The following is a 24,789-nucleotide window of genomic DNA, read 5'->3' as shown; positions in this document are numbered from 1 at the left end:
TTCTGTTATGCAAAAACGTCTGACATTGCTCGGTTCCACGGGCTCGATCGGAGACAGCACGCTCGACGTGGTCGCGCGCCATCCCGAGCGCTTCTCGGTCTACGCGCTGACCGCGCACCGCAACGGCGACAAGCTCGTTGAGCAGTGTCTGCGCTTCGCGCCCGAAGTGGCGGTGGTCGGCGATGCCGCGACGGCCTCGCACGTCGAGGCGAAGCTGCGCGCGGCGGGCAGCAAGACGACCGTGCTGTACGGCCCGCAGGCGCTCGTCGACGTGTCGAACAGCGACGGCTGCGATACGGTGGTTGCGGCGATCGTCGGCGCGGCCGGTCTTGCGCCGAGCCTCGCGGCCGCGCGCGCCGGCAAGCGGATCCTGCTCGCGAACAAGGAAGCGCTCGTGATGTCGGGCGCGATCTTCATGGACGCCGTGCGCGACCATGGCGCGATCCTGCTGCCGGTCGACAGTGAACACAACGCGATCTTCCAGTGCATGCCGCGCGATGCGGCCGAGCACGGCGGGATCTCGAAGATCATCCTGACCGCGTCGGGCGGCCCGTTCCGCACGCGCGAACCGGCCACGCTCGTCGACGTGACGCCGGATGAAGCGTGCAAGCACCCCAACTGGGTGATGGGCCGCAAGATCTCGGTCGATTCCGCGACGATGATGAACAAGGGCCTCGAAGTGATCGAGGCGCACTGGATCTTCGGGCTGCCGGGCGATCGCATCGACGTGCTGATCCATCCGCAGAGCGTGATCCATTCGCTCGTGTCGTACCGTGACGGCTCGGTGCTCGCGCAGCTCGGCAACCCCGACATGCGCACGCCGATCGCGCACGCGCTCGCATTCCCCGAGCGCGTCGATGCGGGCGTCGACCAGCTCGACCTCGCGCAGATCGCGCAGCTGTCGTTCGAGAAGCCCGATTACACGCGCTTCCCGTGCCTCGCGCTCGCGCTGAAGGCGCTCGAGGAGGGTGGCATCGCGAGCGCCGCATTGAACGCGGCGAACGAAGTTGCGGTCGAAGCATTTCTCGAGCGCCGGATCGGCTTCATGGCGATCGCGGCGACGGTCGACTCGGTGCTCAACGCGCTGCCGAACCGTGCGCCCAACGGGCTCGACGACGTCCTGGCAGCGGATGCAGAGGCACGCCGCCTCGCCGCCGAGATCATTGCTAAAGCGCCTGCGCCCCGCGTGGAGCGTACTGTCTGAATGGGGTGCTCATGAACGTGCTGGTCGAACTGGTCGCGTTTGCGGTGGCGATCGGGGTACTGGTCGTCGTGCATGAGTACGGACACTATCGCGTCGCACGTTGGTGCGGCGTGAAGGTGCTGCGTTTCTCGATCGGCTTCGGCCAGCCCATCGCGCGCTGGGTCAGCCGCCGCACGGGCACCGAGTGGACCCTGTCCGTGCTGCCGCTCGGTGGCTACGTGAAGATGCTCGACGAGCGCGATCCGGGCCCCGGCATCCAGCCCGAGGAGCTCGGGCAGGCCTTCAACCGGCAGTCCGTCTACAAACGGATCGCGATTGTCGCGGCCGGGCCGATTGCGAACTTCCTGTTGGCAATCGCGCTGTTCTCGATCGTGTTTGCCACCGGCGTGACCGAGCCGACCGCGATCGTCGCGCCGCCGGCCGCCGGGACGGTGGCGGCCCGCGCGGGCTTCGACGGCAACGAGACGATCGTGTCGATCCGCAATGCGCACGGCGGCGAGTCCGAGCCGGTGCGCTCGTGGTCGGACCTGCGCTGGAAGCTGTTGTCGGCCGCGTTCGACCACCGCGAGATCGTGCTCGGCGCACGCGATGGCAACGCGACGTTCGATTTCCGCGTCGACCTCCGCAATGTTCCCGAAAGTCAGCTCGACGACGATTTCATGGCCCATCTGGGCTTCGAGACCGGCGGCGGCACGCTGTCGGTCGCATCCGTGCAGCCGGGCAGCGCGGCGGAGCAGGCCGGCCTGAAGGCCGGCGACAAGCTGGTGGCGCTCGACGGCAAGCCGATCGGCGGCGCGACGCGTTTCATCGACTCGGTGAAGCACCATGCCGGCCAGGCGCTCGACCTGCAGATCGAGCGCGACGGCGCCGCGCAGACGGTGTCGATCGTGCCGCAGATGCAGCGTGACGACGAATCGGGGCAGCAGGTCGGCCGGATCGGCGCGGCGCTGTCGATGCATGCGCCGTCCGTCGACGTGCGCTACGGGCCGATCGATAGCCTGCGGCTCGGTGCGCGCCGCACGTGGGACATCTCCGTGTATTCGCTGAAGATGTTCGGGCGGATGATCACGGGCAACGCGTCGCTGAAGAACCTGTCCGGTCCGGTGACGATCGCCGACTACGCGGGCAAGAGCGCGCGGCTCGGACCATCGGCCTTCCTGTCGTTCCTCGCCCTTGTCAGCATTAGCCTTGGCGTCCTGAACTTGTTGCCGATTCCCGTTTTGGACGGGGGGCATCTGTTATATTATGCGGTTGAAGCCGCGACCGGGAAAGCCGTCTCGGAGCGCTGGCAGCTGATTCTGCAAAGAGCCGGGTTGATCTGCATCGTCGCATTGTCGGCGATCGCGCTGTTCAACGATCTGGCTCGGTTAATCCATTTCTGAAGCGTCAGGCGGCCGCTGCACGGCAGTCGCCCGATTTGATGCAGCTAAATATTGGGGATGCATGTTGTTCAAACCTCATCGCTTTGTACCTAAGACAGTTGCAGCGGCCGCGCTCGCCGCTCACGGCCTCGCGGCGCATGCAGCGGCACCGTTCGTGGTGCAAGACATCAAGATCGAGGGGCTGCAGCGCGTCGAAGCGGGTTCGGTGTTCGCCTATCTGCCGATCAAGCAGGGCGATACCTTCACGGACGACAAGGCATCCGAAGCAATCCGCGCGTTGTACGCGACGGGCTTTTTCAACGACGTTCGCATCGCCACGCAAGGCAACGTCGTCATCGTGCAGGTACAGGAGCGTCCGGCCATCGCGTCGATCGACTTCACCGGCACGAAGGAATTCGACAAGGACAACCTGACGAAGGCGCTGCGCGCCGTCGGTCTCGCCGATGGCCGCTATTACGACAAGGCGCTCGTCGACAAGGCGGAGCAGGAGCTCAAGCGCCAGTACCTGACGCGTGGCTTCTATGCGGCCGAGGTCAAGACGACGATCACGCCGGTCGACGCGAACCGCGTGTCGATCCTGTTCGCGGTGGCCGAAGGCCCGAGCGCGAAGATCCGTCAGATCAACTTCATCGGCAACAAGGCATTCAGCACCAGCGCGCTGCGCGACGAGATGCAGCTGTCGACGCCGAACTGGTTCTCCTGGTACACGAAGAACGACCTGTACGCGAAGGAAAAGCTCACGGGCGACCTCGAGGCCGTGCGCTCGTACTACCTGAACCGCGGCTACCTCGAGTTCAACATCGAGTCGACCCAGGTGTCGATCTCGCCCGACAAGAAGGACATGTACCTGACGGTCACGCTGCACGAAGGCGAGCCGTACACGGTGTCGGGCATCAAGCTGTCGGGCAACCTGCTCGATCGCGAAGCCGAACTCAACAAGCTGATCAAGATCAAGCCGGGCGATCGTTTCTCGGCCGAAAAGCTCCAGCAGACCACCAAGTCGATCGTCGACAAGCTCGGTGAATACGGCTACGCATTCGCGACCGTCAACGCCCAGCCGGACATCGACCAGGCGAACCACAAGGTGAACCTGAACCTCGTCGTCGATCCGAGCCGCCGCGTGTACGTGCGCCGCATCAACGTCGTCGGCAACACGCGCACGCGCGACGAGGTGGTGCGCCGCGAAATGCGCCAGCTCGAAAGCTCGTGGTTCGATTCGAACCGCCTCGCGCTGTCGAAGGACCGCGTGAACCGTCTCGGCTACTTCACCAACGTCGACGTGACGACGGTGCCGGTCGACGGCACGAACGACCAGGTCGACGTGAACGTGAAGGTCGACGAAAAGCCGACCGGCGCGATCACGCTGGGTGCCGGCTTCTCGTCGACGGACAAGGTCGTGCTGTCGGCCGGCGTGTCGCAGGACAACGTGTTCGGTTCGGGTACCAGCCTGTCGGTGAACGTCAACACCGCGAAGAGCTACCGTACGCTGACCGTTACGCAGGTCGACCCGTACTTCACGGTCGACGGCATCAAGCGGATCACGGACGTCTACTACCGCACGTATCAGCCGCTCTACTATTCGACGAGCTCGAGCTTCCGGATCATCAGCGCGGGCGGCAACCTGAAGTTCGGCATTCCGTTCTCGGAAGTCGACACCGTCTACTTCGGCGCGGGCTTCGAGCAGAACCGCCTCGACGTCGATTCGAACACGCCGCAGAGCTACCAGGATTACGTGAACCAGTTCGGCCGCGTGTCGAACACGGTGCCGCTGACCGTCGCATGGTCGCGCGACGCGCGTGACAGCGCGCTGATCCCGAGCCGCGGCTACTTCACGCAGGCGAACATGGAGTACGGCGTGCCGGTCGGCAAGATCCAGTACTACAAGGCCGACCTGCAGGCGCAATACTACTATTCGTTCTCGCGCGGCTTCATCCTGGGCCTGAACCTGCAAGGCGGCTACGGTAACGGTATCGGCAATCCGTACCCGATCTTCAAGAACTACTACGCGGGCGGTATCGGCTCCGTCCGTGGCTACGAGCCGAGCTCGCTGGGCCCGCGCGACACGAAGACGAACGACCCGATCGGCGGCTCGAAGATGCTCGTCGGCAACATCGAACTGACGTTCCCGCTGCCGGGCACGGGCTACGACCGCACGCTGCGCGTGTTCACGTTCCTCGACGGCGGTAACGTGTGGGGCAACGCGCCGGGCGGCACGAGTACCGGCGCGAACGGCCTGCGTTACGGCTACGGTGTGGGTCTCGCGTGGATCTCGCCGATCGGCCCGCTGAAGCTGAGCCTCGGTTTCCCGCTGCAGAAGCACGAAGGCGACCAGTACCAGAAATTCCAGTTCCAGATCGGGACGGCGTTCTGACCGAACGCATGACAACAGCAACGAGAGGGTAATTTTGCTAACCGGTAAGTTTTCGAAACGAGTGATGTGCGCGCTGACCGTTGCGCTGGCCTTGGGCGCGGCAACGGTGCACGCACAGGACGTCGCCCGCATCGCGGCGGTCAATTCGGATCGGATCCTGCGCGAGTCGGCGCCCGCGAAGGCGGCGCAGACGAAGCTCGAAGCCGAGTTCGCGAAGCGTGACAAGGATCTGCAGGATCTGGCCGCGCGCCTGAAGTCGATGTCCGATTCGCTGGACAAGAACGGCACGTCGCTGTCGGCGGCCGATCGCGCGCAGAAGCAGCGCGATCTCGCCCAGCTCGATACCGACTTCCAGCGCAAGCAGCGCGAGTTCCGCGAAGACCTGAACCAGCGTCGCAACGAGGAACTGGCGGCCGTTCTGGAGCGGGCGAACAAGGTCATCAAGCAGATCGCCGAGCAGCAGAATTACGACCTGATCGTGCAGGAAGCCGTGTACGTCAGCCCGCGCATCGACATCACCGACAAGGTGCTCAAGGCGCTCGCGTCCGGCTCGACGAACTGAACGGAGCAGACGACGAATGGCATTGACGCTTGAGGAACTCGTAAAGCGGTTCGGCGGCGAGATCGCCGGCGACGCACAGTGCAAGGTGAGCGGGCTCGCACCGCTCGACCAGGCAGGCCCTCAGCAGCTCGCGTTCCTCGCGAATCCGAAGTACCTGTCGCAGGTCGAGGCGACCCGGGCAGGCGCGGTGCTGATCGCGCCGAAGGACCTGGAGAAGCTGGGTGCGGCCGCTAGCGGCCCCCGCAATTTCATTGTGACGCCGAATCCGTACGCGTACTTCGCGCGCGTCGCGCAGATGTTCATCGACCTGGCCACGCCGCAGCGCGCCGCCGGCGTGCATCCGAGCGCGACGATCGATCCGGCCGCGAAGGTCGCCGCGAGTGCGGTGATCGGCCCGAACGTGACGGTCGAGGCCGGCGCGGTGATCGAGGACGGCGTGCAGCTCGACGCGAACGTGTTCGTCGGCCGCGGCACGACGATCGGCGCCGGCTCGCACTTCTATCCGAACGCATCGGTGTACCACGGCTGCAAGGTCGGCCCGCGCGCGATCGTCCATGCGGGCGCCGTGATCGGCTCCGACGGCTTCGGCTTTGCGCCCGATTTCGTCGGCGACGGCGACGCGCGCACCGGCAGCTGGGTCAAGATCCCGCAGGTCGGCGGCGTGACGATCGGCCCGGACGTCGAAATCGGCGCGAACACGACGATCGATCGCGGTGCGATGGCGGATACCGTCATCGAGGAATGCGTGAAGATCGACAACCAGGTGCAGATCGCCCACAACTGCCGGATCGGCGCCTACACGGTGATCGCTGGCAAGGCAGGCATCGCGGGCAGCACGACGATCGGCCGCCACTGCATGATCGGCGGCGCGGCCGGGATCGCTGGCCACGTGACGCTTGGCGACTATGTCATCATCACCGCGAATTCGGGCGTATCGAAGTCGCTGCCGAAGGCCGGCATCTATACCAGCGCGTTCCCGGCCGTCGACCACGGCGAATGGAACAAGAGCGCCGCGCTCGTGCGCAACCTCGACAAGCTGCGCGATCGCATCAAGGCGCTCGAAGCCGCGCTCGCCGCCCAGGGCGGCACGGACGCCTGAGCGCATCATGCGAGACCACGAACCGGGCACGGCCAGCGCAACCGGCCCGGTTTGCCAGACTGGGCCGCGCGGCGGCCCGCTTCAGCCTTTGCATCACCACCGCGCAGCCTCTGCGTGAGACGAACCATCATGAGCACTGAAAAAATCAATCTCGACATCCACAAGATCCTCACGCTGCTGCCGCATCGCTACCCGATTCTGCTCGTCGATCGCGTGCTCGAACTCGAGCCGCACAAAGGGATCAAAGCGCTGAAGAACGTGTCGATCAACGAGCCGTTTTTCCAGGGGCACTTCCCGAAGCGGCCGGTGATGCCGGGCGTGCTGATCCTCGAGGCGCTCGCGCAGGCGGCCGCACTGCTGACCTTCGCGGAAGAGCAGCCGAAGGATCCGGAGAACACGCTGTACTACTTCGTCGGCATCGACGGCGCGCGCTTCAAGCGTGTGGTCGAGCCGGGCGATCAACTGATTCTGAACGTGACGTTCGAACGCTACATCCGCGGTATCTGGAAGTTCAAGGCAGTGGCGGAAGTGGACGGCAAGGTGGCGGCGGAAGCCGAACTGATGTGCACGGTCAAGACGGCCGACGCGGCGCCCTGAGCGACGCGGCACGCATGGGCAACGCAACGCGACACATCACATCGAGAGGCAACGGCGCATGACCAGGATTCATCCCACCGCGATTGTCGAGCCGGGCGCGCAGATCGACGAATCGGTCGAGATCGGCCCGTACGCGATCGTCGGCCCGCACGTCACGATCGGCGCGCGTACGACGATCGGCTCGCACAGCGTGATCGAAGGCCATACGACGCTCGGCGAAGACAACCGCATCGGCCATTACGCGTCGGTCGGCGGCCGTCCGCAGGACATGAAGTACAAGGACGAGCCGACGAAGCTCGTGATCGGCAACCGCAACACGATCCGCGAATTCACGACGATCCACACGGGTACCGTGCAGGACATCGGCGTGACGACGCTCGGCGACGACAACTGGATCATGGCCTACGTGCACATCGGCCATGACTGCCGCGTCGGCAACAACGTGATCCTGTCGAGCAACGCGCAGATGGCCGGCCACGTCGAGATCGGCGACTGGGCGATCGTCGGCGGCATGTCGGGTGTCCACCAGTTCGTGCGCATCGGCGCGCACTCGATGCTGGGCGGCGCGTCGGCGCTCGTGCAGGACATCCCGCCGTTCGTGATCGCGGCCGGCAACAAGGCCGAACCGCACGGAATCAACGTCGAAGGGCTGCGCCGGCGCGGCTTCTCGGCCGATGCGATCTCGGCGCTGCGAAGCGCGTACCGCGTGCTCTACAAGAACGGCCTGTCGTTCGAGGAAGCGAAGGTGCAGTTGCGCGAGCTGGCAGAGGCCGGCGGCGACGGCGATGCGCCGGTGAAGGCGCTCGTCGATTTCATCGACGCGTCGCAACGCGGCATCATCCGCTAAGCGATGGCGCTTCCGACCAATCAGCTCCGGCTCGCGATGGTGGCCGGCGAGCCGTCGGGCGACCTGCTCGGGGCATCGCTGCTCGGCGGCCTGCGCGAGCGGTTGCCCGATTCGGCCCAGTATTACGGGATCGGTGGGCAGCGGATGATCGCGCAGGGCTTCGACTCGCACTGGCAGATGGACAAGCTGACCGTGCGCGGCTATGTCGAGGCGCTGGGCCAGATTCCGGAGATCCTGCGGATTCGCGGCGAACTGAAGCGCCAGCTGCTCGCCGAGCGGCCGGACGCATTCATCGGTGTCGACGCGCCTGACTTCAACTTCAATGTCGAACAGGCCGCGCGCGACGCGGGCATTCCGTCGATCCACTTCGTGTGCCCGTCGATCTGGGCATGGCGCGGCGGCCGGATCAAGAAGATCGCGAAGTCCGTCGATCACATGCTGTGCCTGTTCCCGTTCGAACCGGCGATCCTCGACAAGGCAGGCGTCGCCTCGACGTATGTCGGCCATCCGCTGGCCGACGAGATTCCGCTCGAACCCGATACGCACGGCGCGCGCATCGCGCTGGGCCTGCCCGCAGACGGCCCCGTGATCGCGGTGCTGCCGGGCAGCCGGCGCTCGGAGATCGCGCTGATCGGCCCGACGTTCTTCGCGGCGATGGCGTTGATGCAGCAGCGCGAGCCCGGCGTGCGGTTCGTGATGCCGGCGGCGACGCCCGCACTGCGAGAACTGCTGCAGCCGCTCGTCGATGCGCATCCGCAACTCGCGCTGACGCTCACCGACGGCCGCTCGCAAGTCGCGATGACGGCCGCCGACGCGATCCTCGTGAAGAGCGGCACGGTCACGCTGGAAGCCGCGCTGCTGAAGAAGCCGATGGTGATCTCGTACAAGGTGCCCTGGCTGACCGGTCAGATCATGCGCCGGCAGGGTTACCTGCCGTACGTCGGCTTGCCGAACATCCTGGCGGGGCGTTTCGTCGTGCCCGAGCTGCTGCAGCATTTCGCGACGCCCGAGGCGCTCGCCGATGCGACGCTGACGCAGCTGCGCGATGACGCGAACCGCCGCACGCTGACCGACGTGTTTACCGAAATGCATCTTTCACTGCGGCAGAATACGGCCGTGAAGGCGGCCGAAGCCGTCGTACGCGTGCTCGAACATCGCAAGGGGCGCGCATGACCGCAGTACGTGCATCACGCCGCCGTTCGTCGAGCGACGAGCAGGGCGGTTTCGACTTCAGCCGCCCTGACGAGATCGTCTGCGGCGTCGACGAAGCCGGCCGCGGCCCGCTCGCGGGGCCGGTAGTGGCGGCCGCGGTGATTCTCGATCCGGCGCAGCCGATCGACGGGCTCGACGATTCGAAGGCGCTGTCCGCGAAGAAGCGCGACGCGCTGTACGACCTGATCGTCGCGCGGTCGCGCGCGTACTGCGTCGCGTCGGCGAGCGTCGACGAGATCGACACGCTGAACATCCTGCACGCGACGATGCTCGCGATGAAGCGGGCCGTCGAGGGGCTGTCGCTCCTGCCGACGCTCGCGCAGATCGACGGCAACCGCTGCCCGACGCTGACCGTTCGGGCCGAGGCGATCGTCAGCGGCGACGCGCTGGTGCCGAGCATCTCGGCTGCGTCGATCCTCGCGAAGGTCACGCGCGACCGCATGCTGGTCGACCTGCACGAACGCTTCCCGGTGTACGGCTTCAACGTGCATGCGGGCTACGGCACCGCGAAACACCTTGCCGCACTGCGCGAGCACGGCCCGTGCGAAGCGCATCGGCGCTCGTTCGCGCCCGTCCGTGCGGCACTCGACCTGATTCGATGAAAAGCATTACTTCCCGCGACAACCCGCTGTACAAGCGCCTGAAGGCGCTGGCGGGTTCGACGCCCCACCAGCGCCGCAGCGGCCAGGCGCTGCTCGAAGGATTCCATCTCGCGAGCGCGTACCTCGATACGGGCGCGACGCCGGAGCTGTGCGTGGCGACCGAAGGCGCGCTCGGCCATGCCGAGGCGCAGGCGATCGTCGCGCGCGTGGAAGCACAGCGGATCGTCACGCTGCCCGACGCGCTGTTCGGGCAGTTGTCGAACGTCGTCAACGGCGTCGGCTTCCTGCTGCTCGTCGACCGGCCTGAACAACCGCTGCCCGCTCGCGTCGCGCATACGTCGGTCGTGCTCGACGGAGTGCAGGATGCCGGCAACGTCGGCTCGATCCTGCGCAGCGCGGCGGCGGCCGGCGTGCGCCACGTATTCTGTGCGCCGGGAACGGCGTATGCCTGGTCGTCGAAGGTGCTGCGCTCGGGCATGGGGGCGCATTTCCTGCTGTCGATCCACGAGGATGTCGACGCTGCCGCGCTCGCCGAACGCCTCGACGTGCCGGTTGCACTGACCGACTCGCACGGCGCGCAGGCGGTCTACGATTGCGACCTGTCGGGGCCGGTTGCGTGGGTGTTCGGCAACGAGGGCGCCGGCGTGTCGGCGTTCTGGCGCGACGCGGCCACGCATCGCGTGACGATCCCGCAGCCGGGCGGGATGGAGTCGCTGAACGTCGCGGCAGCGGCAGCGGTATGCCTGTTCGAGCAGGTGCGCCAGCAGCGGCCTGCATGACGCCGCGCGCGCAAGCGCCGCACAACCAAAAGGCCGCGTTCGTGAGCTGACCCCCAAGAGTTGGACATCATTCCAACCCTTGGGGGTTTTTCATTGGACCGCTGGGATTTCCTGGGCAGTGCCGCCTTTTTGTTTCCGGCGGGCGGCCAGGCGGCCGCCCGCGCGCAGGCGCTCAGTACGACTGCCGGTCGAGACGGATTTCCTGCAGGATCGTCGTCGCGATTTCCTCGATCGACTTGTGCGTCGACGACAGCCACTTGATCCCTTCGCGACGCATCATCGCCTCGGCCTCGTTGATCTCGTAACGGCAGTTCTCGGGCGCCGCATATTTGCTGCCCGGCCGGCGCTCGTTGCGGATCTCCGACAGGCGCTGCGGGTCGATCGACAGGCCGAACAGCTTCTCGCGGTGCGCGGACAGCGCCGACGGCAGCTTGCCGCGCTCGAAATCTTCCGGAATCAGCGGATAGTTTGCCGCCTTCACGCCGTACTGCATCGCGAGATACAGGCTCGTCGGGGTCTTGCCGCTGCGCGACACGCCGACGAGGATCACGTCGGCTTCCGACAGGTTGCGGTTCGACTGGCCATCGTCGTGCGCGAGCGAGAAGTTGATCGCCTCGATCCGCGTCTTGTACTCCTCGGTGTCGGCGTTCTGGTGGCCGCGGCCCATCGCGTGGCTCGATTTCAGCTCCAGTTCCTGCTCGAGCGGTTCGACGAAGCGCTGGAACATGTCGAGCACGAGCGCGTTCGAGCGTTTGACGATGTCGTTCGACTCGCTGTCGACGAGCGTCGTGAACACGATCGCGCGGCGGCCGTCGTGTACGGCGGCCTCGTTGATTTTCTCGACGGTCGCATAGGCCTTGTCGAGCGAGTCGACGAACGGCACGCGCACGAGACGGAATTTCTGGTCGAACTGGGAGAGGATCGAGTGCGCGAAGGTTTCGGCAGTGATCCCGGTGCCGTCGGAGACGATGAATACGGTAGGCAGCATGAATCTGGGCGTCGAGCGTGAAGGGCGGTTGCGCGGGCGGCTGGAGGTTCGCCTCCAGACGCAGTGACAAGGTCGCGCCACATCCGGCAGCCGGCACGGTAGAATAGCGGCAACCTGTTGGATAAGCAATTGCGGGGGCAGGGCGCGAACGGCGCCCCAGGCTTTGCCGCTCGATTCCAAAATTCCCGGCAAGTGTGGCGATTTGTCTGCAAATATCGCCGTTCTGCCGGGATTTTTGCAAATCGGGTCGAAAGATTTTTCGCCGCTGCGAGTGTTTATCTAACAGGTTGCGCAAGACGCGCCGCGCCTTTTTGCAAGCGCCCGCGTCCGAGCCCACTTGCGCAATCGAGCATTTTTTTCACACTTAGGGGCTTGTATGACTAACGCAGCAAACGTCGCAAAGGACCAGGCGTATGTAATTCCGTTCGAGCAGTTGCGGATGACCGATGTGGAGATCGTGGGCGGCAAGAATGCGTCGCTCGGCGAGATGATCAGCCAGCTTTCCGAAGCAGGCGTTCGCGTACCCACCGGTTTCGCCACGACCGCGCTCGCGTTCCGCGATTTCCTCACACACAACGACCTGACCGATCGTATTGCCAAGCGTCTCGAGTCCCTCGACATCGACGACGTGAAGGCGCTTGCCGAAGCCGGTGCCGAAATCCGCAAGTGGATCGTCGACGCGCCGATGCAGGCACGTCTCGAGCAGGAAATTCGCGAGCAGTTTGAAGTCCTGAAGAACGGCTCGCCGGCCGAGCTGTCGTTTGCCGTGCGTTCGTCCGCGACCGCGGAAGACCTGCCCGACGCATCGTTCGCCGGCCAGCAGGAGTCGTACCTGAACGTCGTCGGCATCGAAGACGTGCTCGACCGCATGAAGCACGTGTTCGCGTCGCTGTACAACGACCGCGCGATCTCGTACCGCGTCCACAAGGGCTTCACGCACGCCGAAGTCGCGCTGTCGGCCGGTGTGCAGCGCATGGTCCGCTCGGACGTCGGCGCCGCCGGCGTGATGTTCACGATCGACACCGAATCGGGCTTCAAGGACGCCGTGTTCATCACGTCGAGCTACGGCCTGGGCGAAACCGTCGTGCAGGGCGCCGTGAACCCGGACGAGTTCTACGTGTTCAAGACGACGCTCGCACAGGACAAGTACCCGATCATCCGCCGCTCGATCGGCTCGAAGCTGATCAAGATGGAATTCACGCAGCCGGGCGAGCCGGGCCGCGTGAAGACGGTCGACGTGCCGCACGAGCAGCGCAACCGCTACTCGATCACCGACGAGGACGTGATCGAGCTGGCGAAGTACGCGGTCATCATCGAGAAGCACTACCAGCGTCCGATGGACATCGAGTGGGGCAAGGACGGCCGCGACGGCAAGATCTTCATCCTGCAGGCGCGTCCGGAAACGGTGAAGAGCCAGGCAACCGGCAAGGCCGAGCAGCGTTTCAAGCTGAAGGGCCAGTCGCAGGTGCTGGCGACGGGCCGAGCGATCGGCCAGAAGATCGGTGCGGGCCCCGTGCGCGTGATCCAGGATCCGTCGGAAATGGAACGCGTGCAGCCGGGCGACGTGCTGGTGGCCGACATGACCGACCCGAACTGGGAGCCGGTGATGAAGCGTGCGGCCGCGATCGTCACGAACCGTGGCGGCCGGACCTGCCACGCGGCGATCATCGCGCGTGAGCTCGGCGTGCCGGCAGTCGTCGGCTGCGGCGATGCGACCGACGTCCTGAAGGATGGCGCGCTCGTCACGGTGTCGTGCGCGGAAGGCGACGAAGGCAAGATCTACGACGGCCTGCTCGAGACGGAAGTCACGGAAGTGCAGCGCGGCGAACTGCCGGAAATCCCGGTCAAGATCATGATGAACGTCGGTAACCCGCAGCTCGCGTTCGACTTCTCGCAACTGCCGAACGGCGGTGTGGGTCTCGCGCGTCTCGAGTTCATCATCAACAACAACATCGGCGTTCACCCGAAGGCGATTCTCGAGTACCCGAACATCGATCAGGACCTGAAGAAGGCGGTCGAGAGCGTCGCGCGCGGTCACGCATCGCCGCGTCAGTTCTACGTCGACAAGCTGACCGAAGGCGTCGCGACGATCGCTGCGGCGTTCTATCCGAAGCCCGTGATCGTGCGTCTGTCCGACTTCAAGTCGAACGAGTACAAGAAGCTGATCGGCGGTTCGCGTTACGAGCCGGACGAGGAAAACCCGATGCTGGGCTTCCGCGGCGCGTCGCGTTACATCGCCGAAGACTTCGCGCAGGCGTTCGAGATGGAGTGCCGTGCACTGAAGCGCGTGCGCGACGAGATGGGGCTGACCAACGTCGAGATCATGGTGCCGTTCGTGCGGACCGTGAAGCAGGCGGAGCGTGTTGTCGGCCTGCTCGAGAAGTTCGGCCTGAAGCGCGGTGAAAACGGCCTGCGCCTCGTGATGATGTGCGAAGTGCCGACCAACGCGATCCTCGCCGAAGAGTTCCTGGAACACTTCGACGGTTTCTCGATCGGCTCGAACGATCTCACGCAGCTCACGCTCGGCCTCGACCGCGACTCGGGCATGGAACTGCTGGCCGTCGACTTCGACGAACGCGATCCGGCCGTCAAGTTCCTGCTGAAGCGCGCGATCGATACCTGCCTCAAGATGGGCAAGTACGTCGGTATCTGCGGCCAGGGCCCGTCCGATCACCCGGACTTCGCGCAATGGCTGACCGACGAAGGCATCGTGTCGATTTCGCTGAACCCCGACACGATCATCGATACGTGGCAGGCACTTGCCGCCAACCGGAAGTAACGGTCGGTGATGCCGCTTCGGCGAAAGCGCGGTGCCGCCGCGCTTTCGTTGAAGGCAAAATGCAAGGTTCGTGTTATAAACACCCCGGTACGCACCGGGGTGTTTTTTTGTCGGTATGCAACGTGCCGATCCGGGCATGCCGGTCGCCTCCGCTCGCGGCAGCGAATATAGTGAGTATCGGGGGCGTTTTTCTGGAGGCCAAAATGATGTCGGGGCATCTGTTCTGGTGGGTCGCGGTGGGCGTGCTGGTCGTGGCCGAGCTGCTGACGGGCACGTTCTACCTGCTGATGATCGCGCTCGGCTTTCTCGCGGGCGGCTTGCTGCAACTGGCCGGTTTCGCGCCGCACGTGCAGTTCGGCGCGGCGGCCGCGGTCGCGCTCATCGCGATGATCGCGCTGCGCCGCTCGGGGCTCGGCCGCAAGCAGAAGCGCGACACGTCGACGAATCCCGACGTCAATCTCGACATTGGCTCGACCGTCACGGTCGATGCGTGGCGTGACGGCCGCGCACGCGTGCAGTATCGCGGCGCCGACTGGGACGTCGAGCTTGCGAACGGCGAGCGCGACGATGTGCACGTGTATCAGGTGAGTGCCGTGCGCGGCAATTGTCTCGTGGTCGTGGCGAAACCCGCGGGCTGATCGTCCGCCAATACAACAAGGAGGGAATACTTCATGGATTCGCTGATCATCTGGGTTGTCCTGCTCATCATCGCGATCGTGATCGTGTCGAAGACGGTGAAGATCGTGCCGCAGCAGCATGCATGGGTACTCGAGCGCTTCGGGCGCTATCACGCGACGCTGTCGCCCGGTCTGAACATCGTGCTGCCGTTCGTCGATCGCATCGCGTACCGGCACATACTGAAGGAAATCCCGCTCGACGTGCCGAGCCAGATCTGCATCACGCGCGACAACACGCAGCTTCAGGTCGACGGCGTGCTGTATTTCCAGGTGATGGACCCGATGAAGGCGTCGTACGGGTCGAGCAACTTCGTGCTCGCGATCACGCAGTTGTCGCAGACAATGCTGCGCTCGGTGATCGGCAAGCTGGAACTCGACAAGACGTTCGAGGAACGCGACTTCATCAACCACAGCATTGTGTCGGCGCTTGACGAGGCCGCGTCGAACTGGGGCGTGAAGGTGCTGCGCTACGAGATCAAGGACCTGACGCCGCCGAAGGAAATCCTGCACGCGATGCAGGCGCAGATCACCGCGGAGCGCGAAAAGCGCGCGCTGATCGCCGCATCCGAGGGCCGCAAGCAGGAACAGATCAACCTCGCGTCGGGCGCGCGTGAAGCGGCGATCCAGAAGTCCGAAGGCGAGCGGCAGGCCGCGATCAACCAGGCGCAGGGCGAGGCCGCTGCGATTCTCGCGGTGGCCGAGGCGAACGCGCAGGCGATCCAGAAGATCGCGAGCGCGATGCAGTCGCAGGGCGGGATGGACGCGGTGAACCTGAAGGTCGCCGAGCAGTACGTCGGCGCGTTCGCGAATCTCGCGAAGCAGGGCAACACGCTGATCGTGCCGTCGAACCTGTCGGATCTCGGCAGTGCGATCGCATCGGCGATGTCGATCGTCAAACGCGCGTCGCCGGCCGCGGGCGGGAAGGGCTGAGCCGGGGCGTTCCTGATGCGCTGGCGGCTGCTGTATGCGATCCGCGTGCGGCCAATCGTCGCGTGTTCGGGCGAGTTCGGCCGGAGCCCGTAAGGTGCCTTCGGCGCGAGTCGTCAGGTAAAACCACCGGCTCTGCGTATCGAACGCCGCCGGCCGCCTCCGGGCGATCGGCATGTGGGATTCACGGAACCCAAAGCAACACGGCCCGCTTCGAGCGGGCCGTGTCGTTTGCGTTGCAGGTTGCGCGCGTCAGGTGCCGGCGCGCATGATGCGTGCCTTCTCGCGTTCCCAGTCGCGCTTCTTCTCGGTTTCGCGCTTGTCGTGCAGCTTCTTGCCCTTCGCGAGCGCGATGTCGCACTTCACGCGACCGCCCTTGTAGTGGAAGTTCAGCGGCACGAGCGTGTAGCCACGCTGCTCGACCTTGCCGATCAGTTTCTTGATTTCCTCGCGGTGCAGCAGCAGCTTGCGCGTGCGAACCGGGTCGGGCGTGATGTGCGTCGAGGCTTCGGGCAGCGGGCTGATATGGGTGCCGATCAGGAAGATCTCGCCGCTCTTCACGACGACGTAACCTTCCCGGATCTGGCCGCGCCCGGCGCGCAGCGCCTTGACTTCCCAGCCCTCCAGCACGAGCCCCGCCTCGTAGCGTTCCTCGATGTGATAATCGAAGTGCGCTTTCCTGTTGTCGATGATGCTCATGAAAGGATCGGGCCAACTCGTTTAAAATCACGATTTTAGCAAAGCGGGGCGGGAATCGCCCGGCTTGGCGTTTCCACTTTCAGCGATGCCGCGCGATTTATGGCAGATGTCCAGAAAACCGTATTGATCCGCCATTCGGCGGAACAGATGTTCGACCTCGTCACCGACGTGGCCGACTACCCCAATTTCCTGCCCTGGTGTGGCGGCGTCGAGATTCGCCGTCAGGACGAGCGCGGGATGGAAGCGCGCATCGATATCAACTTCAAGGGCATCAAGCAGCATTTCGCGACGCGCAATACGCAGGAACGCCCGACGCGGATCGACATGGAGTTCACGGACGGTCCGTTCAAGAAGTTCACGGGCACGTGGCGCTTCACGGCGCTGCGTGCCGATGCGTGCAAGATCGAATTCGCGCTGCACTACGAGTTTTCGAGCATCCTGCTCGAGAAGATCATCGGGCCCGTGTTCAACCATATCGCGAACACGTTCGTCGATTCGTTCGTGAAGCGCGCGGACCAGCGCTACGGGAAGGGGTGACGCGATGCTGTCGATCGAAGTCTGCTATGCGCTGCCGGATCGCCAGACGCTGATCCCGCTGTCGCTGCCCGAAGGGGCGACCGTTCGCTCGGCGATCGACGCGAGCGGCGTGCTCGCGCTGCATCCGGAGATTGACCTGGCGCACGCGAAGACGGGCGTGTACGGCAAGCTCGCGTCGCTCGACGCGCCGCTCGCCGACCACGACCGTGTCGAGATCTACCGCCCGCTGATCGTCGATCCGAAGCTGGCGCGCCAGCGGCGCGTCGACAAATCCCGCCGCGCCGGCTCGATCGAGGGCCGCAAGTGGATGCACAAGGACGCGCGCTGACGCGTTTTTCGTTCCGATTCGTCTGATCAAACGCCGCGGCGCACTCAGTGGGCCGCGGCGTTTGCGTTGGTCGACGCGCTGCCCGGCGTGTCGCCGTGCTGCCGCACCGAGCCGTACACGCCGGCGAGCAGCAGCACGAGCGCGGCGACCTCGAGCGCGTGCGGCAGCCGCTGGTCGTACACGAACGCGTACAGCATCGCGAATACGGTTTCGAACACGATCAACTGGCCGGACAGCGTGAGTGGCAAGCGCTTCGACGCGGCATTCCACAGCCCGTTGCCGAGCCACGACGCGCCGATCGCGAGCACGAGGTTCAGCAACCAGAACAACTGCCAGCGCGACGCCGGGACGGCTGCCTGCACCATGCCCGCCGGCAGTGCGAGGATCGCGATCCAGCAGAGCCCGCCGATCAGGCCCGTCACGACACCCCACAACACCGACCACTCGTTGCCGCCGAAATGATGATGGCGCTGGAGGTAGCGCGCGTTCGCCACCGCGTACCAGGTCCAGCTCGCAAGCGCGCCGGCCGCGCAGGCGATGCCCGCGAGTTTCTGGCCGAGCGTCGTCGCGTGTGCTGCCTCGGACGTGAACAGGTCGACGTTGATGCAGACGATGCCCGCGATCACCAGCGCGAGCGGGGCGGCGAGCCGCCGCAGCGGCACGGCGCCGTGGTCGCCCAGGCCGGCGAGCGTGACGGTCACGGGCAGCACGCCGACGATCAGCGAACTCGGTGCGATGCCGATCAGGTGCACGGCGCCGGACAGCAGCATGTAGTACGCGACGTTGCCGACGACGGCGAGTTTCACCAACGCGACGAGATCTTCACGGGTGAGCCGCGCGAGCAGCGAGCGGGCGGCCGGCAGCGCGGCCGCGAGCGACACGAGGCCGTACATCGCGTAGCGGCCGACGCTCAGCAGCAGCGGCGAGAAGTCGGTCAGCAGCCGCGGAACGAGAAACACCATGCCCCACAGGGCACCTGCCAGGACACCATAAACCACGCCGCGCTGCATCGACCGCTCCGAACAAATGACAGATGTGCGCGCATCTTAGCGACGCCGTTGCTGCGGCGTCTTGTTCATTCCTGCACTCGGCGCACGGCGGGATTTCGAGCCGTTGCGTGCCCGAGCGGCGTGGACCGGCGACGGATCAACCGCCTGCCGGATCGGGCGTCGCGCCCGCGCCGTCGCCCGCTGCGCTCGAGTGCGCCGGGCGCCGCACGGTGCGCAGCTTGCCGCTGTTGCCGCCGCCGCAGTAGAAGCGGTCGTGGCCGTCGGATTCGAGCCCCGATATGCCGACGCCGGCCGGCATGTCGACCTGCTCGAGCACCTGGCCCGTGCGCGGGTCGATGCGCCGCAGGTCGCTCTGGTCGGCTTCCCACGTGCCGTGCCACAGCTCGCCGTCGACCCACGTCACGCCGGTGACGAAGCGGTTCGATTCGATCGTGCGCAGCACGGCGCCCGATTCCGGATCGATCTGATGAATCTTGCGTTCGCGGTACTGGCCGACCCACAGCGTGCCTTCAGCCCACGCGAGCCCCGAATCGGCACCGCCGCCGGGGGCCGGGATCGTCGCGAGCACGCGGCCCGATTCGGGGTCGAGCTTCTCGATGCGGTCCTCGACGATCTGAAACAGGTGGCGGCCGTCGAACGCGGTGCCCGCATGCGCGGCGACGTCGAGCGAGCGGACGGTCGTGCCGCGCTCCGGGTCGAGCGCGTTCAGCTTGTCGCCGGACGCGTACCACACGTGCTGCCCGTCGAACGTGACGCCGTGCACGCCGTCGACGCCCGGAAACGGGCCGTATTCGCGAATGATCTCTGCATGGGAGCGTTTCATGTTTGTCACCTCGTCGTTCGGTGAGGCCATCCTAATCTCCCGGCAGCGGAGCAGGGAGTAACAAGGTCGTCGCGAATCCCGGCAGCGGCGGCGTCATCCAGCGGCGCGCGCGGCCGCGACCGAGCGCCTGCACCTTGTCGGCCTCCGCGAGCGCGTCGAGCGCGCGCTGCACGGTGCGCTGGCTTGCGCCGAGCGCGAGCGCCAGCGCGGAGCTCGACCATGCTTCGCCGTCGGCGAGCAGTGCAAGCACGGCCGCGTGGCGATCGTCGACCGGGCGCGCGAGCACGACGGTCTCGCGCACGCCGAGCGGTTCGAGCGCAAAGCCGCGCGGTGTCGCGATGACGTTCGCGAGCGGCCGCAGCACCGCGCGCAGCCGGCCGATCTCGACGCGCAGCCGCGCGCGATGCGATTCGTCCGCATGTTTCGCGCGGAACGCGGCGGCCACGAGCGCGTTGCGCGACACGTCGGCCGGCCAGGCCTCGCCGAGCGCGCGGGCGAGCACGAACAGCACGGGGCGCCGCGCAAGCGACACGGTCGTGCGCGCATCGCGCACCGTGTGGCGGCACGCATCGACGACGAGCGCGTTCGATGCGAACAGCGTCTCGACTTCGTCGAGCCGCACGAGCCGCGAGGTGCCGCGCGCGATGAGGCGCGCGGCCGGTGCGTCGAGCACGCGTGCGGCGGTGTCGACCTCGGCCGTCAGTGCGGCGATGCCTGCGTCGCGCGCGGCCGCGTCCGCACGGGCGAGCGCCGCGCGGGCCGCGTGCGTACGGATGCGGCGCATCGCGATGCCGGCCGCGATCAGTTCATGGGCGGCGCGCGACGCGGCTGGCAGCGGTGCGGGATCGAGATGCGCGAGCAGTTGCTCGGCATCGTCGATATGGCCGATCAGCAGCAGCCGGCGTACGCCGAGATAGCGCGCATGCGCGGCGTTTGCGCGGTCGCCGTGCGCGTCGAGCGTTGCGCAGGCCGCATCGAGCGCGCGCGTCGGCCAGCGCAGGTCGCGCGACGCGAGTGCGATCTCGGCTTCCGCGACGACGCAGCGCGCCCGTGCAACGGCTTCCTTCGCACCGAATGCACGTGCGGCGCCGCGCACGAGGGCCCGCGCGCGTTCGAAATCGCCGAGCTGCGCCATCGCGATGCCGCGCAGCGCGAGCGCCGGCGCATCGTCACGCAGCGCGACGCGGTTCAGCGCGCCGAGCGCGTCACCGGCCGCGAGCGCGCGCGCGGCCGCGGTGATCAGCGAATCCATCCGAATCCCGACACAGTTGTCACTCCCTCCGGTCCGATGCCGGCCACTAATCTAGCACCACGTACACGGCTTCGTACGCCGTGCCCGGATATCCACCGAAGGAGGCACCCGCAATGACGAACCATCTCACCGGAACGCGCGACGAATGGCTGGCCGAGCGCCGCGCACTGCTCGACGCTGAAAAGGCGTTGACGCGGCAAAGCGACGAACTTGCACGGCGGCGCCAGGCGCTGCCGTGGGTGCGTGTCGACAAGACCTACCGGTTCGACACCGAGGACGGCCGGGCGACGCTCGACGACCTGTTTCGCGGCCGTTCGCAACTGCTCGTCTATCACTTCATGTTCGGCCCCGACTACAAGGCCGGCTGCCCGTCGTGCTCGGCGCTCGCCGACGGGTTCGACGGCTTCGCCGTGCACCTGGCGCACCACGATGTGACGCTCTCGGCCGTGTCGCGCGCACCGCTCGCGAAGCTGCTCGCGTACCGCGAGCGGATGGGGTGGACCTTCCCGTGGGCATCGTCGGTCGGCAGCGATTTCAACTTCGACTTCAACGTATCGTTCACCGAAACACAGCAGCGCACGGGCGACGTCGAATACAACTATGTGCGGGCCGGCCATGCGATGGACATGGATCCGCCGCCGGCGCCCGTCGTGCAGTTCGCGGCCACCTGCGGCACCGACGCGGTCACGTATTCGCTCGACCGGCCGGGGATGAGCGCATTCGTGCGCGAGGATGGTGTCGTCTATCACACGTACTCGACCTATGCGCGCGGGCTTGACGGGCTGTGGGGGATGTACCAGTGGCTCGATCGCGCGCCGCGCGGGCGCAACGAAGCCGGCCCGTGGTGGCGCCGTCACGACGAGTACGCGCGCGGCTGAGCGCAAGCCGGCGACGGGCGGGAGCGTGCGATGGTGCGGTCGGCAATCGGCGGGGCAGGCCCTGATCCGCGGGCATTCGGGGCCGCACTCGCGGCCGTGTTCGCCGTCGCCGTGACGGCGACACTGGCGCAGCATGCGTCGATGGCCGCGATGGGCAGCGAACCGATGGCCGGTGGCTGGATGGCTTCGGCCGCATGGCTGCAGCCGTGTGGCCGGGGCGCCGGACGTGCATTCGCGGCGTTCGCCGGAATGTGGGGCGCGATGACGATGACGATGATGCTGCCGGTGCTGGCGCCGATGCTCTGGCGATACCGGCAGCGTATCGGCCCGATGGCCATGGCGCGTTCCGCCTGGCTCGTCGTCGTCGCGGGCGCCGGGTATTTCGCGGTGTGGATGGCGCTCGGGGCGCTCGTGTTTCCGGCTGGCGCCGCGCTGACGGCCGCCGCCGCACGGCTGCCGGCGCTTGCCCGTGCGCTGCCGTTCGCGGCCGGCGCGGTCGTGTCGGTTGCGGGCATGCTGCAATTCTCCGCGTGGAAGGCGCGGCGGCTGGCATGCTGCCGGCATCCGGCAGGCGGCGTACACCGGTCGTCGGCCGTTGCCGGTGCGGCATGGCGGCACGGCGTGCGGGCCGCCATGCACTGCAGCGCCTGTTGCGGGAACCTGATGGCGATCGCGCTGGCGGCCGGCATGATGGACCTGCGCGTGATGGCCGCCGTGACGGTCGCGATCGCCGCCGAGCGCCTCGCGCCGCCCGGCGGGCGTGTTGCGTGGATCGCCGGTTGCGTGGCGGTCGGCTGCGGCATCGGGATGATCGTGCGTGCGGCAGGGCTGCTATAACACAGGGTACGCAGGCCGATTCGACACGTTGCCGGGCCTTGTTTCATCGTGGCCGCTTCGGCCGCGTGACCGGTTCGCAACGGGCCGATGGGCCGGATTGCCGCCCGTTGCGCGAATGGCTCGATGCAGCGGTGAAACGAAAGGCGATCGAAAACGAACCGAACCGCGATCCGAACGATTCGGCCCCCGAACGGCTGAAACCGGCTAAGCCGTTGTTCGTGTTGTGAAAATTCACGGCGCTTCGCGTATAATTCGCTTTTGCGCCCATAGGATTTGCCATGCGTCTGATCCAAAAAGCACTCACTTTCGATGACGTGCTCCTCGTTCCCGCCTTCTCCGACGTTCTCCCGCGCGACACCAGCCTCAAGACCAAGCTGACCCGCAACATCTCCCTGAACATGCCGCTCGTGTCCGCCGCGATGGACACGGTCACCGAAGGTCGCCTCGCGATCGCGATGGCGCAGCAGGGTGGCGTCGGTATCGTCCACAAGAACCTCACGCCGGCCGAGCAGGCTCGCGAGGTCGCGAAGGTCAAGCGTTTCGAGTCGGGCGTCGTCCGCGACCCGATCACGGTGCCGCCGCAAATGAAGGTGCGCGACGTGATCGCGCTGTCGCGCCAGCATGGCATCTCGGGCTTCCCGGTTGTCGAAGGCCCGCAGCTCGTCGGTATCGTCACGAACCGTGACCTGCGTTTCGAAACGCGCCTCGACGAGCCGGTCAAGTCGATCATGACGTCGCGCGAGCGCCTCGTCACGGTCAAGGAAGGCACGCCGCTCGCCGAAGCGAAGGCACTGATGCACAGCCACCGCCTCGAGCGCGTGCTGGTCGTCAACGATGCGTTCGAACTGCGCGGCCTGATGACCGTCAAGGACATCACGAAGCAGACCGAGCACCCGGACGCGTGCAAGGACGAACACGGCAAGCTGCGCGCAGGCGCGGCGGTCGGCGTCGGCCCCGACAACGAAGAGCGCGTCGAGCTGCTGGTGCAGGCCGGCGTCGACGTGATCGTCGTCGATACCGCGCACGGTCACAGCAAGGGCGTGCTCGAGCGCGTCCGCTGGGTCAAGCAGAACTTCCCGCACGTCGAGGTGATCGGCGGCAACATCGCGACGGCCGCCGCCGCGAAGGCGCTGGTCGAATACGGCGCGGACGCGGTCAAGGTCGGTATCGGCCCGGGCTCGATCTGCACGACGCGGATCGTCGCCGGTGTGGGCGTGCCGCAGATCAGCGCGATCTCGAACGTCGCGGAAGCGCTGAAGGGCACTGGCGTGCCGTGCATCGCCGACGGTGGTGTGCGCTTCTCGGGCGACGTGTCGAAGGCTCTCGCGGCCGGCGCGAACGCGGTGATGATGGGCAGCATGTTCGCGGGTACCGAAGAGGCGCCGGGCGACGTGTTCCTGTTTCAGGGCCGCCAGTACAAGTCGTATCGCGGCATGGGTTCGGTCGGTGCGATGAAGGACGGCGCGGCAGACCGCTACTTCCAGGACAACTCGGCGAACATCGACAAGCTCGTGCCGGAAGGCATCGAAGGCCGCGTCGCGTACAAGGGTTCGGTCAACGCGATCCTGTTCCAGCTGGTCGGTGGCGTGCGCGCGAGCATGGGCTACTGCGGCTGCCGCACGATCGACGAGCTGCACGACAAGGCCGAATTCGTCCAGATCACTGCGGCGGGCATGCGCGAGTCGCACGTGCACGACGTGCAGATCACGAAGGAAGCACCGAACTACCACGTGGACTGATCGCCGATGAAACCGCTGCTGCGAGCCGTGCTGATCCTCGATGCCGTGCTGCTGCTGGCGTTCGGCGTGCTGTTCGTGCTGACGCCCTGGCAGTCGCTGTTCAATGCGCTGCAGCTGCAGAACATCCAGCCGGCGATGCTCGGCCAGGCGTTCGGCATCGCGTTGCTCGGGCTCGCGTGGCTCGCGTTTCATGCGGCGTTCAACGGTGACCTCACGGCGCCGGTGGCGCGGTCGGTCGGCCATGTGTACTGGCTGACCGGCGTGCTGACGATCGTCTGGTCGTTCGGCGCCGGCAGCGGTCCCGCGCTTGCGGCCGCCGGCAGGGTGCTGTCGGTCGCGGCCGGCATCGTGCTGATCGTGCTCGGCCTCGGCGGCGTGCGAATCGCATCGGCCGTGCGCCGGCGCGAGAAGGCGCAAGCGCTCGAGGCGCGCGCCCCGGCGCAGCGTCCGGCCGAGCCGGCGATGGCGCAGGCGTCGTCGCCCGCGCCGCAGCGTGTCGAGCCCGTCGTCAGCCGTCCCGCGGCGCCTGCGGCATCGTCGCCGGCTTCAGCCGGTTCCAGTCAGTCGTCCGGCGGCGTCGCTCTCGACGAACGCCCGCCGATGCAGGATTGACCGGCGATGCGTCGCGCGAGCCACCTGCCGCCCGACGCCGTTGTCCAT

24 protein-coding genes are annotated in these 24,789 nt (G+C 66.4%); 19 read left to right on the top strand and 5 right to left on the bottom strand.

The genetic code is table 11. From position 1 onward, the window contains the following. Positions 1–7: 7 nt before the first annotated feature. From U5809_RS05615 to U5809_RS05570, 10 genes are all read left to right on the top strand, one after another. Positions 8–1,204, top strand: a complete 1,197-nt coding sequence (locus U5809_RS05615; RefSeq protein ID WP_176047334.1) for a 1-deoxy-D-xylulose-5-phosphate reductoisomerase — start codon at positions 8–10, stop codon at positions 1,202–1,204. Between the two features lie 11 nt (positions 1,205–1,215). Next, complete coding sequence (gene rseP / locus U5809_RS05610) at positions 1,216–2,586, top strand: RIP metalloprotease RseP (protein WP_322085832.1); 1,371 nt, start codon at positions 1,216–1,218, stop codon at positions 2,584–2,586. A 61-nt stretch (positions 2,587–2,647) separates the two neighbouring features. After that, the gene (bamA, locus tag U5809_RS05605) at positions 2,648–4,957 is read left to right on the top strand and encodes an outer membrane protein assembly factor BamA (RefSeq protein WP_322085831.1); all 2,310 of its coding nucleotides are present in this window, start codon (positions 2,648–2,650) and stop codon (positions 4,955–4,957) included. A 64-nt stretch (positions 4,958–5,021) separates the two neighbouring features. Further along, positions 5,022–5,519, top strand: a complete 498-nt coding sequence (locus U5809_RS05600) for an OmpH family outer membrane protein (RefSeq protein WP_048248617.1) — start codon at positions 5,022–5,024, stop codon at positions 5,517–5,519. Between the two features lie 16 nt (positions 5,520–5,535). Beyond that, the gene (gene lpxD, locus U5809_RS05595) at positions 5,536–6,618 is read left to right on the top strand and encodes a UDP-3-O-(3-hydroxymyristoyl)glucosamine N-acyltransferase (protein ID WP_282505403.1); all 1,083 of its coding nucleotides are present in this window, start codon (positions 5,536–5,538) and stop codon (positions 6,616–6,618) included. Between the two features lie 129 nt (positions 6,619–6,747). Next, positions 6,748–7,215 (top strand): 3-hydroxyacyl-ACP dehydratase FabZ, encoded by a 468-nt coding sequence (gene fabZ / locus U5809_RS05590; protein WP_006495559.1) that lies wholly within the window; start codon positions 6,748–6,750, stop codon positions 7,213–7,215. 58 nt (positions 7,216–7,273) lie between these two features. Continuing rightward, entirely contained in the window at positions 7,274–8,062 is a 789-nt protein-coding gene (lpxA, locus tag U5809_RS05585) for an acyl-ACP--UDP-N-acetylglucosamine O-acyltransferase (RefSeq protein ID WP_175845272.1), read from the top strand. A 3-nt stretch (positions 8,063–8,065) separates the two neighbouring features. After that, on the top strand, positions 8,066–9,235 hold the full coding sequence (lpxB, locus tag U5809_RS05580; RefSeq protein ID WP_322085830.1) for a lipid-A-disaccharide synthase: 1,170 nt from the start codon (positions 8,066–8,068) through the stop codon (positions 9,233–9,235). Continuing rightward, positions 9,232–9,876 carry a ribonuclease HII gene (gene rnhB / locus U5809_RS05575; protein ID WP_322085829.1) on the top strand — a complete coding sequence of 215 codons (645 nt, stop codon included), beginning with the start codon at positions 9,232–9,234 and terminating at the stop codon, positions 9,874–9,876. The genes lpxB and rnhB overlap by 4 nt, the downstream gene beginning before the upstream one ends. After that, positions 9,873–10,655, top strand: a complete 783-nt coding sequence (locus U5809_RS05570; RefSeq protein WP_322085828.1) for an RNA methyltransferase — start codon at positions 9,873–9,875, stop codon at positions 10,653–10,655. The genes rnhB and U5809_RS05570 overlap by 4 nt, the downstream gene beginning before the upstream one ends. Positions 10,656–10,827: 172 nt before the next feature. On the opposite strand, the gene U5809_RS05565 is transcribed toward U5809_RS05570, so the two are convergent. Beyond that, positions 10,828–11,643: a pyruvate, water dikinase regulatory protein gene (locus U5809_RS05565; RefSeq protein WP_047900996.1), complete on the bottom strand. Its 816-nt coding sequence runs from the start codon at positions 11,641–11,643 to the stop codon at positions 10,828–10,830. Between the two features lie 376 nt (positions 11,644–12,019). Between U5809_RS05565 and ppsA the strand changes: the two genes are divergently transcribed. From ppsA to U5809_RS05550, 3 genes are all read left to right on the top strand, one after another. Beyond that, positions 12,020–14,422 (top strand): phosphoenolpyruvate synthase, encoded by a 2,403-nt coding sequence (ppsA, locus tag U5809_RS05560; protein ID WP_322085827.1) that lies wholly within the window; start codon positions 12,020–12,022, stop codon positions 14,420–14,422. Between the two features lie 203 nt (positions 14,423–14,625). Continuing rightward, the gene (locus U5809_RS05555; RefSeq protein WP_282505399.1) at positions 14,626–15,060 is read left to right on the top strand and encodes an NfeD family protein; all 435 of its coding nucleotides are present in this window, start codon (positions 14,626–14,628) and stop codon (positions 15,058–15,060) included. Between the two features lie 33 nt (positions 15,061–15,093). Then, positions 15,094–16,029: an SPFH domain-containing protein gene (locus U5809_RS05550; RefSeq protein ID WP_282505398.1), complete on the top strand. Its 936-nt coding sequence runs from the start codon at positions 15,094–15,096 to the stop codon at positions 16,027–16,029. A gap of 249 nt (positions 16,030–16,278) precedes the next feature. Here the strand turns inward: U5809_RS05550 and smpB are convergent, their stop codons facing one another. After that, positions 16,279–16,725, bottom strand: a complete 447-nt coding sequence (gene smpB, locus U5809_RS05545) for an SsrA-binding protein SmpB (RefSeq protein WP_014896751.1) — start codon at positions 16,723–16,725, stop codon at positions 16,279–16,281. Between the two features lie 99 nt (positions 16,726–16,824). On the opposite strand from smpB, the gene U5809_RS05540 reads away from it, so the two are divergent. Beyond that, positions 16,825–17,262: a type II toxin-antitoxin system RatA family toxin gene (locus tag U5809_RS05540; RefSeq protein WP_322085826.1), complete on the top strand. Its 438-nt coding sequence runs from the start codon at positions 16,825–16,827 to the stop codon at positions 17,260–17,262. Between the two features lie 4 nt (positions 17,263–17,266). Beyond that, entirely contained in the window at positions 17,267–17,590 is a 324-nt protein-coding gene (locus U5809_RS05535) for an RnfH family protein (protein ID WP_322085825.1), read from the top strand. Positions 17,591–17,634: 44 nt separating this feature from the next. Here U5809_RS05535 and U5809_RS05530 read toward each other — a convergent pair whose 3' ends face one another. The 3 genes from U5809_RS05530 to U5809_RS05520 form a co-directional block, all read right to left on the bottom strand. Further along, on the bottom strand, positions 17,635–18,600 hold the full coding sequence (locus U5809_RS05530) for a DMT family transporter (RefSeq protein WP_322085824.1): 966 nt from the start codon (positions 18,598–18,600) through the stop codon (positions 17,635–17,637). 136 nt (positions 18,601–18,736) lie between these two features. After that, positions 18,737–19,423, bottom strand: a complete 687-nt coding sequence (locus U5809_RS05525) for a DUF5074 domain-containing protein (RefSeq protein ID WP_322085823.1) — start codon at positions 19,421–19,423, stop codon at positions 18,737–18,739. A 31-nt stretch (positions 19,424–19,454) separates the two neighbouring features. Then, the gene (locus U5809_RS05520) at positions 19,455–20,675 is read right to left on the bottom strand and encodes a helix-turn-helix domain-containing protein (RefSeq protein ID WP_322085822.1); all 1,221 of its coding nucleotides are present in this window, start codon (positions 20,673–20,675) and stop codon (positions 19,455–19,457) included. Between the two features lie 113 nt (positions 20,676–20,788). On the opposite strand from U5809_RS05520, the gene U5809_RS05515 reads away from it, so the two are divergent. The 4 genes from U5809_RS05515 (at position 20,789) to U5809_RS05500 (ending at position 24,741) form a co-directional block, all read left to right on the top strand. Next, positions 20,789–21,553, top strand: a complete 765-nt coding sequence (locus U5809_RS05515) for a DUF899 domain-containing protein (RefSeq protein ID WP_322085821.1) — start codon at positions 20,789–20,791, stop codon at positions 21,551–21,553. Between the two features lie 30 nt (positions 21,554–21,583). Beyond that, complete coding sequence (locus tag U5809_RS05510) at positions 21,584–22,390, top strand: DUF2182 domain-containing protein (RefSeq protein WP_322085820.1); 807 nt, start codon at positions 21,584–21,586, stop codon at positions 22,388–22,390. 278 nt (positions 22,391–22,668) lie between these two features. Continuing rightward, positions 22,669–24,129 carry an IMP dehydrogenase gene (guaB, locus tag U5809_RS05505; protein WP_322085819.1) on the top strand — a complete coding sequence of 487 codons (1,461 nt, stop codon included), beginning with the start codon at positions 22,669–22,671 and terminating at the stop codon, positions 24,127–24,129. Between the two features lie 6 nt (positions 24,130–24,135). Continuing rightward, positions 24,136–24,741 carry a hypothetical protein gene (locus U5809_RS05500; protein ID WP_322085818.1) on the top strand — a complete coding sequence of 202 codons (606 nt, stop codon included), beginning with the start codon at positions 24,136–24,138 and terminating at the stop codon, positions 24,739–24,741. Positions 24,742–24,789: the final 48 nt, after the last annotated feature.

Source organism: Burkholderia sp. BCC1999 (assembly GCF_905339975.1).
Taxonomy (GTDB): domain Bacteria; phylum Pseudomonadota; class Gammaproteobacteria; order Burkholderiales; family Burkholderiaceae; genus Burkholderia.
Note: the sequence above shows the minus strand (reverse complement) of the source record. Positions and strands in the feature narration are given on the sequence as shown.

Excerpts from the sequence above, each read along its gene's own strand:
- U5809_RS05540 (WP_322085826.1), top strand. The coding sequence starts at position 16,825 with ATGGCAGATGTCCAGAAAACCGTATTGATCCGCCATTCGGCGGAACAG.
- U5809_RS05500 (WP_322085818.1), top strand. The coding sequence starts at position 24,136 with ATGAAACCGCTGCTGCGAGCCGTGCTGATCCTCGATGCCGTGCTGCTG.
- U5809_RS05520 (WP_322085822.1), bottom strand. The coding sequence starts at position 20,675 with ATGGATTCGCTGATCACCGCGGCCGCGCGCGCGCTCGCGGCCGGTGAC.
- rnhB (WP_322085829.1), top strand. The coding sequence starts at position 9,232 with ATGACCGCAGTACGTGCATCACGCCGCCGTTCGTCGAGCGACGAGCAG.
- U5809_RS05550 (WP_282505398.1), top strand. The coding sequence starts at position 15,094 with ATGGATTCGCTGATCATCTGGGTTGTCCTGCTCATCATCGCGATCGTG.
- guaB (WP_322085819.1), top strand. The coding sequence starts at position 22,669 with ATGCGTCTGATCCAAAAAGCACTCACTTTCGATGACGTGCTCCTCGTT.
- rseP (WP_322085832.1), top strand. The coding sequence starts at position 1,216 with ATGAACGTGCTGGTCGAACTGGTCGCGTTTGCGGTGGCGATCGGGGTA.
- bamA (WP_322085831.1), top strand. The coding sequence starts at position 2,648 with ATGTTGTTCAAACCTCATCGCTTTGTACCTAAGACAGTTGCAGCGGCC.
- lpxB (WP_322085830.1), top strand. The coding sequence starts at position 8,066 with ATGGCGCTTCCGACCAATCAGCTCCGGCTCGCGATGGTGGCCGGCGAG.
- U5809_RS05530 (WP_322085824.1), bottom strand. The coding sequence starts at position 18,600 with ATGCAGCGCGGCGTGGTTTATGGTGTCCTGGCAGGTGCCCTGTGGGGC.
- U5809_RS05525 (WP_322085823.1), bottom strand. The coding sequence starts at position 19,423 with ATGAAACGCTCCCATGCAGAGATCATTCGCGAATACGGCCCGTTTCCG.
- U5809_RS05615 (WP_176047334.1), top strand. The coding sequence starts at position 8 with ATGCAAAAACGTCTGACATTGCTCGGTTCCACGGGCTCGATCGGAGAC.
- lpxD (WP_282505403.1), top strand. The coding sequence starts at position 5,536 with ATGGCATTGACGCTTGAGGAACTCGTAAAGCGGTTCGGCGGCGAGATC.
- U5809_RS05565 (WP_047900996.1), bottom strand. The coding sequence starts at position 11,643 with ATGCTGCCTACCGTATTCATCGTCTCCGACGGCACCGGGATCACTGCC.
- fabZ (WP_006495559.1), top strand. The coding sequence starts at position 6,748 with ATGAGCACTGAAAAAATCAATCTCGACATCCACAAGATCCTCACGCTG.
- U5809_RS05510 (WP_322085820.1), top strand. The coding sequence starts at position 21,584 with ATGGTGCGGTCGGCAATCGGCGGGGCAGGCCCTGATCCGCGGGCATTC.
- U5809_RS05600 (WP_048248617.1), top strand. The coding sequence starts at position 5,022 with ATGTGCGCGCTGACCGTTGCGCTGGCCTTGGGCGCGGCAACGGTGCAC.
- U5809_RS05555 (WP_282505399.1), top strand. The coding sequence starts at position 14,626 with ATGATGTCGGGGCATCTGTTCTGGTGGGTCGCGGTGGGCGTGCTGGTC.
- smpB (WP_014896751.1), bottom strand. The coding sequence starts at position 16,725 with ATGAGCATCATCGACAACAGGAAAGCGCACTTCGATTATCACATCGAG.
- U5809_RS05515 (WP_322085821.1), top strand. The coding sequence starts at position 20,789 with ATGACGAACCATCTCACCGGAACGCGCGACGAATGGCTGGCCGAGCGC.
- U5809_RS05535 (WP_322085825.1), top strand. The coding sequence starts at position 17,267 with ATGCTGTCGATCGAAGTCTGCTATGCGCTGCCGGATCGCCAGACGCTG.
- U5809_RS05570 (WP_322085828.1), top strand. The coding sequence starts at position 9,873 with ATGAAAAGCATTACTTCCCGCGACAACCCGCTGTACAAGCGCCTGAAG.
- lpxA (WP_175845272.1), top strand. The coding sequence starts at position 7,274 with ATGACCAGGATTCATCCCACCGCGATTGTCGAGCCGGGCGCGCAGATC.
- ppsA (WP_322085827.1), top strand. The coding sequence starts at position 12,020 with ATGACTAACGCAGCAAACGTCGCAAAGGACCAGGCGTATGTAATTCCG.